This window comes from Pseudonocardia sp. NPDC049154 (genome assembly GCF_040648315.1).
GTDB lineage: Bacteria > Actinomycetota > Actinomycetes > Mycobacteriales > Pseudonocardiaceae > Pseudonocardia.
Genome location: NZ_JBEZDN010000095.1, coordinates 1 through 13,290, shown reverse-complemented (window position 1 = coordinate 13,290; position 13,290 = coordinate 1). Strand labels below are relative to the sequence as shown.

Here is a 13,290-nt window from a genome sequence, read left to right as displayed (position 1 = left end):
AGACATGTCCGACGATCTGCGCATCGCCGTGGTCGGCGTGGGGAAGATGGGTTCCTTCCACGTCGACAGCCTCACCCGCCGCGTCCGCGGCGCCCGCGTGACCGTGGTCAACGACTTCTCGCATGTGCAGGCCGAGAAGGTCGCCGGCCCGATCGGGGCCCGCACCGTCGCCGACCCGTTCGAGGCCATCGGGGCCAACGACGTCGAGGCCGTCGTGCTGGCCAGCCCCGGCTTCGCCCACGAGAAGCAGGTCCTGGCCTGCCTCGAGCGCGGTGTCCCGGTGCTCTGCGAGAAGCCGCTGACCATGGACGGCCCGTCGTCGTACGAGGTCGTGAAGGCGCAGGCCGAGAGCGGCCGCGACCTGATCCAGGTCGGCTTCATGCGCCGGTTCGACAGCGAGTACGTCGCGTTGCGCGAGCTGATCACGAGCGGCTCGGTCGGCGCCCCGCTGATGCTGCACTGCACGCACCGCAACCCGAACGTGCCGGACTCCTTCAACTCGGAGATGGCCATGGCCGACTCCGTGGTGCACGAGGCGGACTGCACCCGCTTCCTGCTCGGCGAGGAGGTCGTGGCGGTCACCGTGCTGCGCGGCGCGCCGACGTCGGCGGCCCCCGAGGGCGTCTCCGACCCGATGCTGGTGCTGTTCGAGACCGAGTCCGGCCGGCTGGTGACCGTCGAGAGCTTCGTGCGGACCCAGGTCGCCTACGAGGTCCGCACCGAGCTCGTCGCGGAGAAGGGCAGCGCGACCATCGGGCTCGACCAGAACCTGGTGGTCAAGCAGGCCGGCCGCTGGGGCGGCACCATCGCCCCCGACTTCGTGGCGCGCTTCGGCCAGGCCTACGACACCCAGATGCAGCGCTGGGTCGACGCCGCCCGCCGCGGCACGATCGACGGCGCCGACGCCTGGGACGGCTACGCCGCCGCCGCGATCTGCGAGGCCGGCGTCGAGGCGGTTCGCACCGGCGGGCGCGTCGAGGTGAAGCTGGGGGCGCGGCCGTGAAGCTCGCTCTCGACCCGCAGATGTTCTACGCCACGCACTCGGTGCTGGAGCTGCCGGACGTGGTGGCGAAGATGGGCTACCGGTGGATGGAGCTCTCGCCCAAGGCGGACTTCGTCCCGTTCTTCCAGCACCCGCGCGTGGACGACGCCACCGTGGCGAAGCTGCGCAAGCGGGCGGCGGACGCCGGGGTGGGGATCGCCTCGGTGCTGCCCGTGCTGCGCTGGTCCGGGCCCGGCGAGGAGGAGCGCCAGGCCGCGGTGCGGGCCTGGAAGCGGGCCATCCAGATCACCGTGGACCTCGGCGTGGACACCATGAACTCGGAGTTCAACGGCCGCCCGGAAAGCGCGGAGTTCGCCGAGGCCCAGTTCCTGCGCTCGCTCGACGAGCTGCTCCCGATCTTCGAACGCGAGGGTCTGAAGCTGGTGCTCGAGCCGCACCCGGACGACTTCATCGAGGACGGCCGCGCCGCGGTGAACATGATCCGGGGGCTGAACCGGGACTGGATCTCGTTCCTGTACTGCACCCCGCACACCTTCCACCAGGGCGGTTCCGGCGGGGACCCGGCCGGGATCATCGCCGCGGCCGCGGAGAAGGTCACCTACGTGCACCTGGCCGACACCCTGGACCACACGGCGTCGAACGGCCTGCGCTACATCGTCAACCCGCCGGGGTCGACCGCGCGGGTGCACCAGCACGCCGAGATCGGCCGCGGTGAGGTCGACTTCGACGCGGTGTTCGCCGCGCTGGCCGCGGTCGGGTTCGACGGCGTGGTCTCGTCGTGCGTGTTCGGGTGGGAGGAGGACGCCGAGGGCATCAGCGTGCGGCAGCGCGAGAAGGCCACCGCCCTGATCGAGAAGCACTTCGGCGCCGACCGCCTCCACGTCTGACCGTCCGGCCGCGAGGGGCCGGCGCCCCTCGCGGCACCGTCCCCTCGCGAAGGATCCCCTTGTCCCACACGCCCGACGCGGTGCCGGCCGTCCCCACAACCCCGATCCCCGGCCCGCACCACCGGCGGCTCACGCTCCTCACCGTCGTCGCCACCTTCGGCGGCCTGCTCTTCGGCTACGACACGGGCGTGATCAACGGCGCCCTGCCGTACATGACGGACGACCTGGGCCTGACCCCGGCGACCGAAGGCGTCGTCACGAGCTCCCTGCTCCTCGGCGCGGCCCTCGGCGCCTTCCTCGGCGGCCGCATCTCCGACCGCCGCGGCCGCCGCACGATGATCCTCTGGCTGGCGGTGCTGTTCGCCGTCGGCACCCTGATCTGCACGTTCGCCCCGGGCGTCGGCGTGATGGTGCTCGGCCGGGTGGTGCTCGGCCTGGCGGTCGGCGGCGCGTCCGTCACCGTGATCGCCTACCTCTCCGAGGTCTCGCCCGCCGAGCGGCGCGGCCGGCTCGTCACGCGGAACGAGCTCATGATCGTGAGCGGGCAGCTGCTCGCGTTCCTCTGCAACGCCGTGATCGGCGGGATCTGGGGCGAGGCCGGCGGCGTCTGGCGCTGGATGCTGGTGATCGCCACGCTGCCCGCGGTCGCGCTCTGGGTCGGCATGCTCGCGATGCCGGAGAGTCCGCGCTGGCTCGCCTCGCGCGGCCGGTTCGGCGAGGCGCTCGCGGTGCTGCAGCAGGTGCGCGACGCCAAGCGCGCGGAGGCCGAGCTCGCCGAGGTGCGCGCGCTGGCCGAGGAGGACCGGGCCGCGCGGACCGCCGGCTGGCGCGACCTCGCCGTCCCGTGGATCCGCCGCATCGTGGTCGTCGGGCTGGCGATCGCCGTCATGCAGCAGATCACCGGCGTGAACTCGATCATGTACTACGGCACGCAGATCCTCACCGAGTCCGGCTTCGACCGGGACGGCGCGCTGATCGCGAACATCGCCAACGGCGTGATCTCCGTGCTGGCCACGTTCGTCGGCATCTGGCTGCTCGGCCGGGTGCCGCGGCGACCCATGCTGATCGTCGGGCAGATCGGCACCTTCTCGGCGCTGCTGCTCGTCGGTGTGTTCTCGCTGGTGCTGCCCGAGGGCGTCGGCCGCGCGTCCGTCGTCCTGGCGCTGACGGTGACCTTCCTGGCCTTCCAGCAGGGCGCGATCTCCCCGGTGACCTGGCTGATGCTGTCGGAGATCTTCCCGCTCAAGCTGCGCGGCCTCGGCATGGGCGTGTGCGGCCTGATGCTGTGGATCGTGAACTTCCTGGTCGGCCTGCTGTTCCCGATCCTGGTGGCGGGCATCGGGATCTCCTCGACGTTCTTCCTGTTCGCCGGCCTCGGCGTGTGCGCCATGCTGGTGGCGAAGGCGATCGTGCCGGAGACCAAGGGGCGGACCCTGGAGCAGCTCGAGCGCGAGTTCACGCAGGCGGGCGTCCCGGCAGCGGCGTCGGCGGAGGTGACGCGATGACGGTGATGGTGGCGGTCCCCGACTCGCCCGAGGGACGGACGGCCCTCTCGGCGGCGATCGACGAGACGCGGCGGCGGGACACGGACCTGGTCGTGCTGAACCTCGCGCTCGACCCGCTCGACGTCGTCGGGATGCCGAGCGACCTGCCGATCACCGTCCGCGAGCGCACCGGGCACGCGGATCTCGCCGACTGCGTACTCGCCGCCCTCGACGAGTACGAGGGCAAGGTCGACCTGCTCGTGATCGGGATGAAGAAGCGCACGCCGATCGGCAAGGTCCTGCTCGGCAGCCTCTCGCAGCGCCTGCTGCTGGAGGCGGACGTCCCGGTCCTGGCCGTCAAGCGCTGAACCGGGGACGGGCGGGTTCGCCGGCCAGGATCCGGTCCAGCACCGGGCGCAGGTGGTCGGCGAACCCCTCCGGGTCCTCGGACATCGGGAAGTGCCCCCGTCCGGGCATGACGACGAGCTCGCCACCGAGCTGCTCCGCGGCGGCCCGGCTCATCTCGGTGGTCGCGGAGTAGTCGTACTCGCCGCTGAAGACGTAGAGCGGGCACCCCGCCGGCCCGAGGTCCGCGGCGTGCTCCGGCAGGTCGCGCGAGTAGAAGTACGTGTCGCCCTGGTAGACGCCCGGGCCGGACTGGGCGTACTCCCAGAGCGTCTGCTCGCGCGGCCCCGTCGGGCTGCCCGGCGCGATCAGCCCGCCGACCCAGCTGGTCAGGAACCCCGAGTGGTCGACGTCGGCGCGGTTCGTCCACTCCACGAAGCGCCCCGGGTTGCCGAGCCCGCCCTCGAGGGAGCACACCGCCCGCCACCGCTCGCCGCACGTGCTCGCGAGGTAGAGCGCGATCGCACCGCCCATCGAGCAGCCGAGCAGCACCGGTTCGTCCAGTTCCAGCGCGTCGGCCACGGCGAGGATCGTCGCCGCGTAGGTCCGCGTCGTGAGCGCGTAGCGGCGGCTCCGCCAGTCCGCGGGCGGATCCGAGCGCCCGTGCCAGGGCATGTCGAACGCGACCACGCGGAACCGCGCCGTCAGGTCCGGGTCCTCGAGCAGGTACCGGAACTGCCGGGAGTCGGCACCGGCGGTGTGCAGGCAGAGCAGCGGCACGCCCGAGCCCGCGGACTCGACGTGGATCCGCTGCAGGTCGCCCTCCACGTCGACGTGCAGGTAGCGCCCCTCGATGGGACTCGGCCCCGGCAGGGGTGGGCGCGGGTCCGACCGCCGCGGCTGCGGCGGGACCGCGCGCGCCCGGAGGGCGTCGACGATCCGGTCGACGGCAGGAGCGGCACGCGCCCACACCTCCCGGCTGCCGCGCACCCGGTGCGCCCCGCCGGTCGCGACGAGCGCCTGGGCCGAGGTCATCCCCCGCGGCGGCGGCGAGGCGCAGAACAGCTCCCACTCCTCGGCCGTGACGGCGAAGGAGAAGTCCCAGCTGGCGTTGACGTCGTCGCCCTCGGTCACCTCGAGCGCCTCGTCGCGGACCCGCACCCCGATGCGGCGGTCGCCGATCTCGAGGAGGGCCGACCACGGGTGGCAGGGCGGCAGCCCGCGCAGGAGGGTGGGGTCCAGGGCACGGGTGATGTCGTCGTCACGGAGAAGGGCCACGCGCCAGATCGTAAGTCCGTCTGACAATCGGGGGAACCCGCTCCTCGCGATCGGCCGGATGGGACGAGTAGCTGTTGACTGCATCGCGGAGTTGTGTCTACGGTCCGGTCCATCGATTGTCAGACGAACTGACAATCACGAGGTGCCGACCACAACGGTGCGACAAGATGGGACTGCGCGATGACGGGCAGTGACAAGACGGTGGGCAAGGCCGTGCCGACCGGGTACGCCGGCGAGCCCGAGACGCCGGAGCGGGCGGCGAAGCGCCGGTCGGCGACCCGCGGGGCGTTCTTCGCCGAGTTCGTTGATATGTTCGACATCTACCTGCCGACGGTGATCCTCACCCCGGCCTTGATCTACTTCCAACCGGCGGGCATGTCCGCGGGGCTCTCCGCGATCCTGACCTCGCTCGTGTTCGCCACGACCCTCATCGGCCGGCCCATCGGGGCGGCGATCTTCGGCGGGCTCGCGGACCGGGTGGGCCGCCGCCGGGCCACCATCACCTCGGTCGGCGGATTCGGCGTGATCACGCTGCTCATCGCCTTCATCCCGGGCTACGCCACGATCGGGATCGCCTCCTACTGGCTGCTGATCCTGCTGCGCTTCCTCGACGGGATCTGCCTCGGCGGCGGGTACACGGGCGCGCTGCCGCTGGCGATGGAGTACGCGCCGAAGCACAAGCGCGGCCTGCTGGGCGGGGTCATCCTCGCCGCCTTCCCGCTGGCCTACATCGTGATCAACCTCGTCGGGATGGCGTCGTTCGCGCTCTTCCCGCTGGCGGGGCCGGACTCGCCCTACGCGGTGTGGGGCTGGCGCATCCCGTTCGTCCTTGGCGCGCTCCTGGCCGGCGTGCTGGTGCTGTACTACGTGCGCTACGTCTCGGAGTCCGAGATCTGGGAGGCGTCGGAGAAGAAGTCCGCGCCGCTGAAGAACCTCTTCACCGGTTCCAGCGGCCGCAGCTTCCTGCAGGTCTTCGCGATGATGACCGGATTCTGGCTGACCCAGAACATGGTCACGCTGTTCCTGCCGACCACCGTGCTGCACACCGTGCTGAAGCTCAGCGGGAGCCAGCTCACCACGGCGCTGCTGATCGCCTACGCCTGCCTGGTCGTCAGCTACATCGGCTCGGGCGTGATCGCCCAGCGGATCGGCCGCCGGAGGTTCTTCGTCGTCCTCGGCGCACTCATCGCGGTGGGCGGGTCGACGCTGATGGCGCTGCTGATGAACGGGTCCCACCTGTCGTACGGCGCGATGGTGCTCCTCGTCTGCGTGTTCTCCGTGCTGGTCACGGCACCGTGGGGCGTGGTACTGCCCTACATCAACGAGCGCTTCCACACCGACGTCCGGGCGTCGGCGTTCGGCCTCGGGTTCAGCGCCTCGGTGATCATCCCGTCCTTCTACGCGTTCTTCTACGCGGGCCTGAACCAGGTCGTCTCGGCGGCGGTGGCCGCGGCCCTGCTGCTGGCGATCGGCGGAGTCCTGGGGGCGGTGGGCGCCGCGGCGGGCCCGGAGACGAAGGACGTCGACTTCACGAGGGCGGCCTGATGGCCTACGAGGTCCTCGCGGTCCGCTACGGGACCCGGACCGCGCGCCGGTCGGAGACCTTCCTCAACCACCACGTCTACGGCGAGCCCGACTCCGAGCTCCCGATGGACTACTTCTTCTGGGTCGTCCGCGACGGCGGGCGGACGACCGTGGTCGACTGCGGTTTCGGCGCCGCGGCCGGCGCCCGCCGGCGCCGGACGATGCTGGTGGACCCGGTGGAGGCGTTGCGCGGCCTGGGGATCGAGCCCACGACCGTCGACCGGCTCGTGGTGACCCACGCCCACTACGACCACATCGGCAACCTCGACCACTTCCCGGAGGCCGAGATCGTGCTCGCCCGCCGCGAGCTGGACTTCTGGACCGGCCCCTACGCCGGCCGGTTGCAGTTCGCCCACTCCACCGAGCCCGACGAGCTCGGCCTGCTCGCCAAGGCCGCCGCGGACGGGCGGGTCCGGCTCGTCGAGGACACGCTCGACCTGGCACCGGGGTTCGAGCTGGTGGTGGTCGGCGGGCACACGCCCGGGCAGCTCGTCGCGCAGGTCGCGACGACCGGGGGCGCGGTCGTGCTCGCCGCGGACGCACTGCACCTCTACGAGGAGCTCGAGCGCGACCGCCCGTTCTTCGTCGTGGCCGATCTCGCCGACATGTACCGGGGCTTCGACCTGCTCCGCGAGATGACCGAGGACCCCGGCCGGGTGCTGCTCGCCGGGCACGACGCCGCGGTCCCGGAACGGTTCCCGGGCCGCGTGCCCGGGCTGGCCCCGGAGCTCGCCGACCTGGTCGTCCGGGTCGCACCGGGGGAGGACACCGCATGACGGCCACCCTCACGTGCGATGGCCTCGCCGACACGGTCGTGCTCGTCACCGGGGCCGCGGGCGCCCTCGGCGCGGCGAGTGCGCGGGTGCTGGCCGAGCGCGGCGCGCGGCTCGTGCTCACCGACCTCGACGCCGCGGGACTCGAGAAGGTCGCGGCCGGGCTGCCCGGTGCGGCCGTGTGCGTGCCCGGCGACGTCGCGAGCGAGGCCGACGTCGACGCCGCCGTCGCCGCGGGCGTCGAGGCGTTCGGCCGGATCGACCGGTACCACCTCAACGCGGGAATCCCCGGACCGCTGGTCCGGCTCCCCGATCTCACGGTCGAGGACTTCGACCGGGTGACGGCCGTGAACCTGCGCGGCACCTTCCTCGGCCTCCGGGCGGCGTTTCGCCGGTTCGAAACCCAGGGTTCAGGGGGCGCGATCGTGCTCACGGCATCCATCGCGTCGCTGCGCGGCAGCGACGACCTGCTGGCCTACCAGGCGTCGAAGCACGGCGTGCTCGGCCTGCTGCGCGGGGCCGCGGTCTACGGCGGCCCGCTCGGGGTCCGCGTCAACGCCGTCGCCCCCGGGATCGTGCCGACCGCGCTGTTCGCGGCCTCGGGCGACGGGCCGGGCGGAGGAGGGGACATGGCCCGCCGGGCGGCGACCACGCCGCTGCGCCGGCCGGGCACGCCCGAGGAGATCGCGTCGGTGGTGGCCTTCCTGCTCGGCGACGGGGCCTCGTACCTCACGGCCGAGGTCGTCTCCGTCGACGGCGGGGCGGCGGCGGTCAGCACGGTGCGGCCGTCGGGCGGGGCGGGCGCGTGGGACACCGGGCCGGTCGACGCCCGGCTGCGGGCAGGAGCGCGGGAGGGGAGCCAGTCGTGACGGACACCGTGGACACGGTCGGGATGATCGGCCTCGGCAACATGGGCGGCCGGATGGCGCGCCGGCTCGTCGACGCCGGGTTCACCGTCGTCGGGCACGACCCGGTGGCGGGACGGGCCGGGTCGGTCGGTGCGGAGCCCGCGGCGGACCCGGCCGATGTGGCGCGGCGGACCCGGGTCCTGCTGCTGTCGTTGCCGGACAGCCACGTCGTGGAGCCCGTGGTGCGGGCGGTGCTGGCGGTGGCCGACGAGGGGACCACGATCGTGGATCTCTCCACCGCGTCGCCTGCGTCGACCCGGACCCTGCACGACGAGGCGCTCGCGCGCGGCGTGCGCTACCTCGACGCCGGGATCTCCGGGGGCGCCGCCGCCGCGGAGAAGGGCAGTCTGACGATCATGGCCGGGGGCGACCCGGGCGCGCTCGCCGAGCTCGAGAGCGTCCTCGCGCCGATCGCGGCGACCGTGCACCACATGGGGCCGTCCGGCGCCGGGCACACGGCCAAGCTGCTCAACAACTTCCTCAACGCCGTCAGCCTCGCGGCCTCCGCCGAGGTGATGGTCGCGGGCCGCAAGGCCGGGCTGGACCTGCCGCAGCTGCTCGAGGTGATCAACTCGAGCAGCGGCGTCAACTTCGCGACCACGAACCGGTTCCCCGCGATCGTCCGCGGCGACTACCTCGAGGGCGGCCTGACGAGCAGGCTCATGACCAAGGACGTCGCGCTCTACGTCGACCTGATGGGCCGGCTCGGCGTCCCCACCCTGAACGCCGCGGGCCCGCTGGCCAGCTTCGGGCTCGCGGAGAACCTCGGCTACGGCGACCTGATCAGCAACCGCGTCGTCGACGCACTCGGCGACGTCGCCGGCGGGGTACGAGTGCACGACCAGGAAGGATGACCAGTGCAGATCGTTCGGGGCCGGGCCCCTGACACCACACCGACCCAGAACCGGACCGAGACCTTCACCGGCACGGTCTGGGGTGACCCGGTGCTGCCGACCACCGCCGAGCACAACACGCTCAACTCGGTGACCTTCACGCCGGGGGCGCGCACGTACTGGCACCACCACACCGGCGGCCAGCTGCTCGTCGTCACGGCGGGGATGGGCTGGGTCTGTCCCCGCGGCGAGGAACCGCAGGTCATCCGGGCCGGCGACGTGGTGTGGGTGCCGCCCGGCGAGCAGCACTGGCACGGCGGGACCGCGGACACGGTGATGACCCATCTCGCCTTCTCGATCGGGCCGACGACGTGGCTCGAGGAGGTCACCGAGGGGGACTACCTCGCGGCCGTGGAGGTGGCGCGATGAGCGGCGGGGACGACCGGTACGAGCGGGGCCTCGGCATCCGCCGCGAGGTGCTCGGCGACGCGCACGTGGACCGCTCGCTGCAGGGCGTCAGCGAGTTCTCGCGGCCGGTCCAGGAGTACGTCACGCAGAACGTCTGGGGCGAGCTGTGGAGCCGGCCGGGACTCGACCGGCGCACCCGCAGCCTGCTCAACCTGGTGATGCTGACGGCGCTCAACCGCGGCCACGAGCTCGCCGTGCACGTCCGCGGCGCGGTGACGAACGGCTGCACCGAGACCGAGATCCAGGAGGCGCTGCTGCAGACCACCGGGTACTGCGGTGCCCCGGCGGCGCTCGAGGCCTTCCGGGTGGCCGAGCGGGTGTTGCGGGAGATCGCCGCCGAGTCCGTCGACGTCTCGGGGAACGGCCATGGGTGAGGCGTTCGACCGCGTCGGCTTCGTCGGGCTGGGCCGGATGGGCACACCGATGGTGCGGCGGCTCGCGGCCGGGGGAGTGGCGGTGCGCGGGCACGACGCCGCGCCCGGCGTGGCCGAGGGGCTCGCCGACGTCCTCACCCCCATGCCGAGTGCCGCGGCCGCGGCCGAGGGCGCGCCCGTCGTCGTCCTGATGCTGCCGGACTCCGGGATCGTGGAGAAGGTCGTCGACGGCGGCCTGCTCGACGCCCTCGCGCCCGGCACCCTGCTCGTGGACATGAGCACGTCGGAGCCGCTGCGGACCCGGGCGCTGGCCGAGCGGGTCGCCGAGCGCGGCGCCACGCTGGTCGACGCGCCGGTGTCCGGGGGTGTGGCGGGGGCCGAGGCCGGCACGTTGACGATCATGGTCGGCGGACCGGACGACGCCGCGGAACGGCTCACCCCGCTGCTGGCGCTGATGGGCCGGGTCCGGCACGTGGGCGGGACGGGCGCCGGGCACGCGCTCAAGGCGCTCAACAACCTGCTCTCCGCCTCGCACCTGCTCGCGACGTCGGAGGCGATCCTCGCGGGGGAGCGGTTCGGGCTGGACGCCACGGCCATGCTCGACGCGATCAACGGCTCCAGCGGCCGCAGCGGGTCCACCGAGACCAAGTGGCCCACGCACATCGTCCCCGGCACCTACGGCTCCGGCTTCACGGCCGGGTTGATGGTCAAGGACCTGCGGATCGCGCTCGGGCTGGCCGAGGCCGTCGACGCACCCCGCGGCCACGCCGAGCGCACGCTCGCCCTCTGGAGCCGCGCCGTCGGGACCCTCGGGCCGGAGGCGGACCACACCGAGATCGCACGATGGCTGCGGGAGCGGCCGGAGGAGGACCAGTGACCGCGACCGAGACCCTCACGACGGAGCAGCAGCGGGTCAAGGACGAGTTCGTGCGGGTCCGCGGCACCTGGGGCGAGCCGTGGCAGCGGATCCTCGAGCTCGACCCCGCGTTCCTCGAGGCCTACCTGCGCTTCTCGAGCGTGCCGTGGACCGCGGCGTCGCACCTCGAGCCGAAGGTCAAGGAGTTCGTCTACATCGCGGCCGACGCCGCGGCGACCCACCTGTACGAGCCCGGCATCCGCCAGCACGTCGCGGCCGCGCTCCGGCACGGGGCCACGCCGGCCGAGATCATGGAGGTCCTGGAGCTGACCAGCACGCTCGGCATCCACGCCTGCAACATCGGGGTGCCGCTGCTGCTCGAGGTGCTCGAGGAGGAGGGCCTCCGCACCGGGCCGGCGCCGCTGGACGAGCGCCGGGAGAGGCTCAAGGCCGAGTTCACCGCCCACCGCGGCTACTGGCACGAGTTCTGGAGGGCATCCTCGAGCTCGCCCCGGACCTGTTCGAGGCGTACGTCGAGTTCTCCTCGGTGCCGTGGAAGACCGGCACGCTGGAGCCGAAGGTCAAGGAGATGATCTACATCGCCTTCGACGCCGCGGCCACCCACCTCTACGTCCCGGGGCTCAAGCTGCACCTGCGCAACGCCGTGCGCCTCGGTGCCACGCAGGACGAGCTGATGGAGGTGCTGTCGATCGTCAGCGTGATCGGCATCCACGCGGCGACGACGGCGGCACCGATCCTCGCCTCGGTGGTCGCCGAGCAGGAGAGCGGGTCGGGGTGACGCCGGCCGGCGCCGGTGCCCGGGCCGCCGCGGAGGGTGCGAACGCGCCACGGCGGCCCGGCAGCGGCGCGGGTCCGACTACTGTGCGCCTGGTGACGGCAGGTGAGGAGACGGGCACCTTCCGCGGGATCCGGGTCGGCCGGATCGCCGCGCCCCTGCGCGAGCAGGTCATCGACGGGCTGCGCACCGCGATCCTCGAGTTCGAGCTGCAGCCCGGGCAGCGGCTCGTGGAGCGCGAGCTCATCGAGCAGACCGGGGTGTCCCGCGCGACGATCCGCGAGGCGCTGCGCGAGCTGGCCGCCGAGGGGCTCGTCGTCACCGTGCCGCAGAAGGGGGCGATGGTCTACAAGCCCTCGGCCGACGAGGCCCGCGACCTCTACGCGGTGCGGGCCTCGCTGGAGGCACTCACCGTGCGCCGGTTCATCGAGCGGGCGAACGCGGCGCACCACGACCGGCTGCGGGCCACCGTCACCGCGCTGGAGCAGGACGTCGAGGCGGGCGCGGACATGCACCGACTGCTGCGCGACAAGGACCTCTTCTACACCGAGCTGCTCGCCGGGGCGGCCAGCCCCACGATCGAACAGATCCTCGGTGGGGTGCAGGCGCGGGTCCGGCTGCTGCGCGCCACGTCCATGTCGCAGCCCGGCCGCGCGGCCCAGATGGCGGTGGAGATGCGTGCCCTGGTCGACGCGATCACCGCCCGCGACGTCGCCTCCGCCGAGCGACTCTGCATCGAGCACCTCGAGCACGCCGCCGCGACCGGCCTCGCCGCCCTCGACGGGGTGGGCCGAGCGGGGTCGTAGCCGTCCCACCGACAGCGAAACGGCACCCCGCCCGTCCGGGCGGGGTGCCGTCGTCGTTCGTCGGCCGGGCGATCCCGGCCGGCCGGATCACTCCTGCTCGGAGCCCTTCTCGGACTCCTGCGCCGGCAGCTCCGCGGTCGGGACCTGCACCGGGATGCTGGTCACGCCCGGCTTCTGCGGCTCGGCGTAAACGCCCGCCACCCGGACCTTCAGCACACCCGCCTCGTAGGAGGCGCTCACCGCGTCGGCGGTGACGTGCCGGGGGAGGGCGAAGCTGCGGCGGAAGGAGCCGTAGCGGACCTCGCGGACGCGGCGGCCCTCGTTCTCCTCGTTCCGCTCGTCACGGCGCTCGCCGTGCACCACCAGGCGGCCCTCCTCGACGTCCACGTGGACGTCGGTGGCGGGGTCGAGGCCCGGGACCTCCAGGGAGACCAGGGCGTCGGCGCCGTCACGGCTCACGTCGGCGGCCGGGGTGAAGCCGCTCTCCGGGCGCGCGACGCGCACGGCGGAGGGGCCGAAGGCGCGCCGCACCAGGGCGTCGAAGTCGGCGAAGAAGGGGTCGCGGCGCGGGATCAGGGTGCTCATCGTGTGTCTCCTCGATGCTGGTCGCTGGCGGGGTTCGCAGCGCCTGACTGCACAAACGTGAGTCGACCCGACTCAATTCCTGTCATGAGGAGGTGGAGCGCGTCACAGTGGTGGGGTGACGGAGGAGCACGACCACGACCGGGACGACGAGCCGGGCGGCGACCCGGTCTGCTGGCTGCACGAGCTGTGCCCGGCCTGCGGAGCCATGCCCACGGACGACCCGTCCGCCCCGCCCGACCGCTGCTGGCGATGCGGCGAGCCCTACCCCGAGAACGACCGTGCGCGGGTACTAGTGGGACCAACACACAAA

The 13,290-nt window shown here is 72.9% G+C and carries 17 protein-coding genes; 15 read left to right on the top strand and 2 right to left on the bottom strand.

The genetic code is table 11. The features are described from left to right. Positions 1–4 precede the first annotated feature (4 nt). From AB0B41_RS31675 to AB0B41_RS31660, 4 genes are read left to right on the top strand one after another with little or no spacing between them, the layout of a single operon-like run. The gene (locus AB0B41_RS31675) at positions 5–1,003 is read left to right on the top strand and encodes a Gfo/Idh/MocA family oxidoreductase (RefSeq protein WP_358209853.1); all 999 of its coding nucleotides are present in this window, start codon (positions 5–7) and stop codon (positions 1,001–1,003) included. Next, entirely contained in the window at positions 1,000–1,890 is an 891-nt protein-coding gene (locus AB0B41_RS31670; protein WP_358209852.1) for a sugar phosphate isomerase/epimerase family protein, read from the top strand. The genes AB0B41_RS31675 and AB0B41_RS31670 overlap by 4 nt, the downstream gene beginning before the upstream one ends. A 59-nt stretch (positions 1,891–1,949) precedes the next feature. Beyond that, the gene (locus tag AB0B41_RS31665) at positions 1,950–3,395 is read left to right on the top strand and encodes a sugar porter family MFS transporter (protein ID WP_358209850.1); all 1,446 of its coding nucleotides are present in this window, start codon (positions 1,950–1,952) and stop codon (positions 3,393–3,395) included. Further along, positions 3,392–3,742, top strand: a complete 351-nt coding sequence (locus AB0B41_RS31660) for a universal stress protein (RefSeq protein WP_358209848.1) — start codon at positions 3,392–3,394, stop codon at positions 3,740–3,742. The genes AB0B41_RS31665 and AB0B41_RS31660 overlap by 4 nt, the downstream gene beginning before the upstream one ends. Here AB0B41_RS31660 and AB0B41_RS31655 read toward each other — a convergent pair. After that, positions 3,732–4,997, bottom strand: a complete 1,266-nt coding sequence (locus AB0B41_RS31655) for an alpha/beta hydrolase (protein ID WP_358209846.1) — start codon at positions 4,995–4,997, stop codon at positions 3,732–3,734. The genes AB0B41_RS31660 and AB0B41_RS31655 overlap by 11 nt on opposite strands. Before the next feature lie 180 nt (positions 4,998–5,177). Between AB0B41_RS31655 and AB0B41_RS31650 the strand changes: the two genes are divergently transcribed. The 10 genes from AB0B41_RS31650 (at position 5,178) to AB0B41_RS31605 (ending at position 12,395) form a co-directional block, all read left to right on the top strand. Then, complete coding sequence (locus tag AB0B41_RS31650; RefSeq protein ID WP_358209844.1) at positions 5,178–6,542, top strand: MFS transporter; 1,365 nt, start codon at positions 5,178–5,180, stop codon at positions 6,540–6,542. Continuing rightward, on the top strand, positions 6,542–7,357 hold the full coding sequence (locus tag AB0B41_RS31645; protein ID WP_358209842.1) for an N-acyl homoserine lactonase family protein: 816 nt from the start codon (positions 6,542–6,544) through the stop codon (positions 7,355–7,357). The genes AB0B41_RS31650 and AB0B41_RS31645 overlap by 1 nt, the downstream gene beginning before the upstream one ends. Further along, entirely contained in the window at positions 7,354–8,223 is an 870-nt protein-coding gene (locus tag AB0B41_RS31640; RefSeq protein ID WP_358209840.1) for an SDR family oxidoreductase, read from the top strand. Before AB0B41_RS31645 ends, AB0B41_RS31640 begins: the two co-directional genes overlap by 4 nt. Then, complete coding sequence (locus AB0B41_RS31635; RefSeq protein ID WP_358209839.1) at positions 8,220–9,116, top strand: NAD(P)-dependent oxidoreductase; 897 nt, start codon at positions 8,220–8,222, stop codon at positions 9,114–9,116. The genes AB0B41_RS31640 and AB0B41_RS31635 overlap by 4 nt, the downstream gene beginning before the upstream one ends. A gap of 3 nt (positions 9,117–9,119) precedes the next feature. Further along, complete coding sequence (locus tag AB0B41_RS31630; RefSeq protein ID WP_358209837.1) at positions 9,120–9,524, top strand: cupin domain-containing protein; 405 nt, start codon at positions 9,120–9,122, stop codon at positions 9,522–9,524. Then, positions 9,521–9,937: a carboxymuconolactone decarboxylase family protein gene (locus AB0B41_RS31625; RefSeq protein ID WP_358209835.1), complete on the top strand. Its 417-nt coding sequence runs from the start codon at positions 9,521–9,523 to the stop codon at positions 9,935–9,937. Before AB0B41_RS31630 ends, AB0B41_RS31625 begins: the two co-directional genes overlap by 4 nt. Then, positions 9,930–10,814 carry an NAD(P)-dependent oxidoreductase gene (locus AB0B41_RS31620; RefSeq protein WP_358209833.1) on the top strand — a complete coding sequence of 295 codons (885 nt, stop codon included), beginning with the start codon at positions 9,930–9,932 and terminating at the stop codon, positions 10,812–10,814. Before AB0B41_RS31625 ends, AB0B41_RS31620 begins: the two co-directional genes overlap by 8 nt. Continuing rightward, the gene (locus AB0B41_RS31615) at positions 10,811–11,386 is read left to right on the top strand and encodes a carboxymuconolactone decarboxylase family protein (protein WP_358209831.1); all 576 of its coding nucleotides are present in this window, start codon (positions 10,811–10,813) and stop codon (positions 11,384–11,386) included. The genes AB0B41_RS31620 and AB0B41_RS31615 overlap by 4 nt, the downstream gene beginning before the upstream one ends. Continuing rightward, entirely contained in the window at positions 11,341–11,592 is a 252-nt protein-coding gene (locus tag AB0B41_RS31610; protein WP_358209829.1) for a carboxymuconolactone decarboxylase family protein, read from the top strand. The genes AB0B41_RS31615 and AB0B41_RS31610 overlap by 46 nt, the downstream gene beginning before the upstream one ends. A gap of 92 nt (positions 11,593–11,684) precedes the next feature. Then, positions 11,685–12,395: a GntR family transcriptional regulator gene (locus tag AB0B41_RS31605; protein ID WP_063739805.1), complete on the top strand. Its 711-nt coding sequence runs from the start codon at positions 11,685–11,687 to the stop codon at positions 12,393–12,395. An 87-nt stretch (positions 12,396–12,482) separates the two neighbouring features. Here AB0B41_RS31605 and AB0B41_RS31600 read toward each other — a convergent pair whose 3' ends face one another. Beyond that, entirely contained in the window at positions 12,483–12,980 is a 498-nt protein-coding gene (locus AB0B41_RS31600) for an Hsp20/alpha crystallin family protein (protein ID WP_358209826.1), read from the bottom strand. 115 nt (positions 12,981–13,095) lie between these two features. On the opposite strand from AB0B41_RS31600, the gene AB0B41_RS31595 reads away from it, so the two are divergent. After that, a partial coding sequence (locus tag AB0B41_RS31595) for a hypothetical protein (RefSeq protein ID WP_358209824.1) occupies positions 13,096–13,290 on the top strand: 195 nt, incomplete at its 3' end.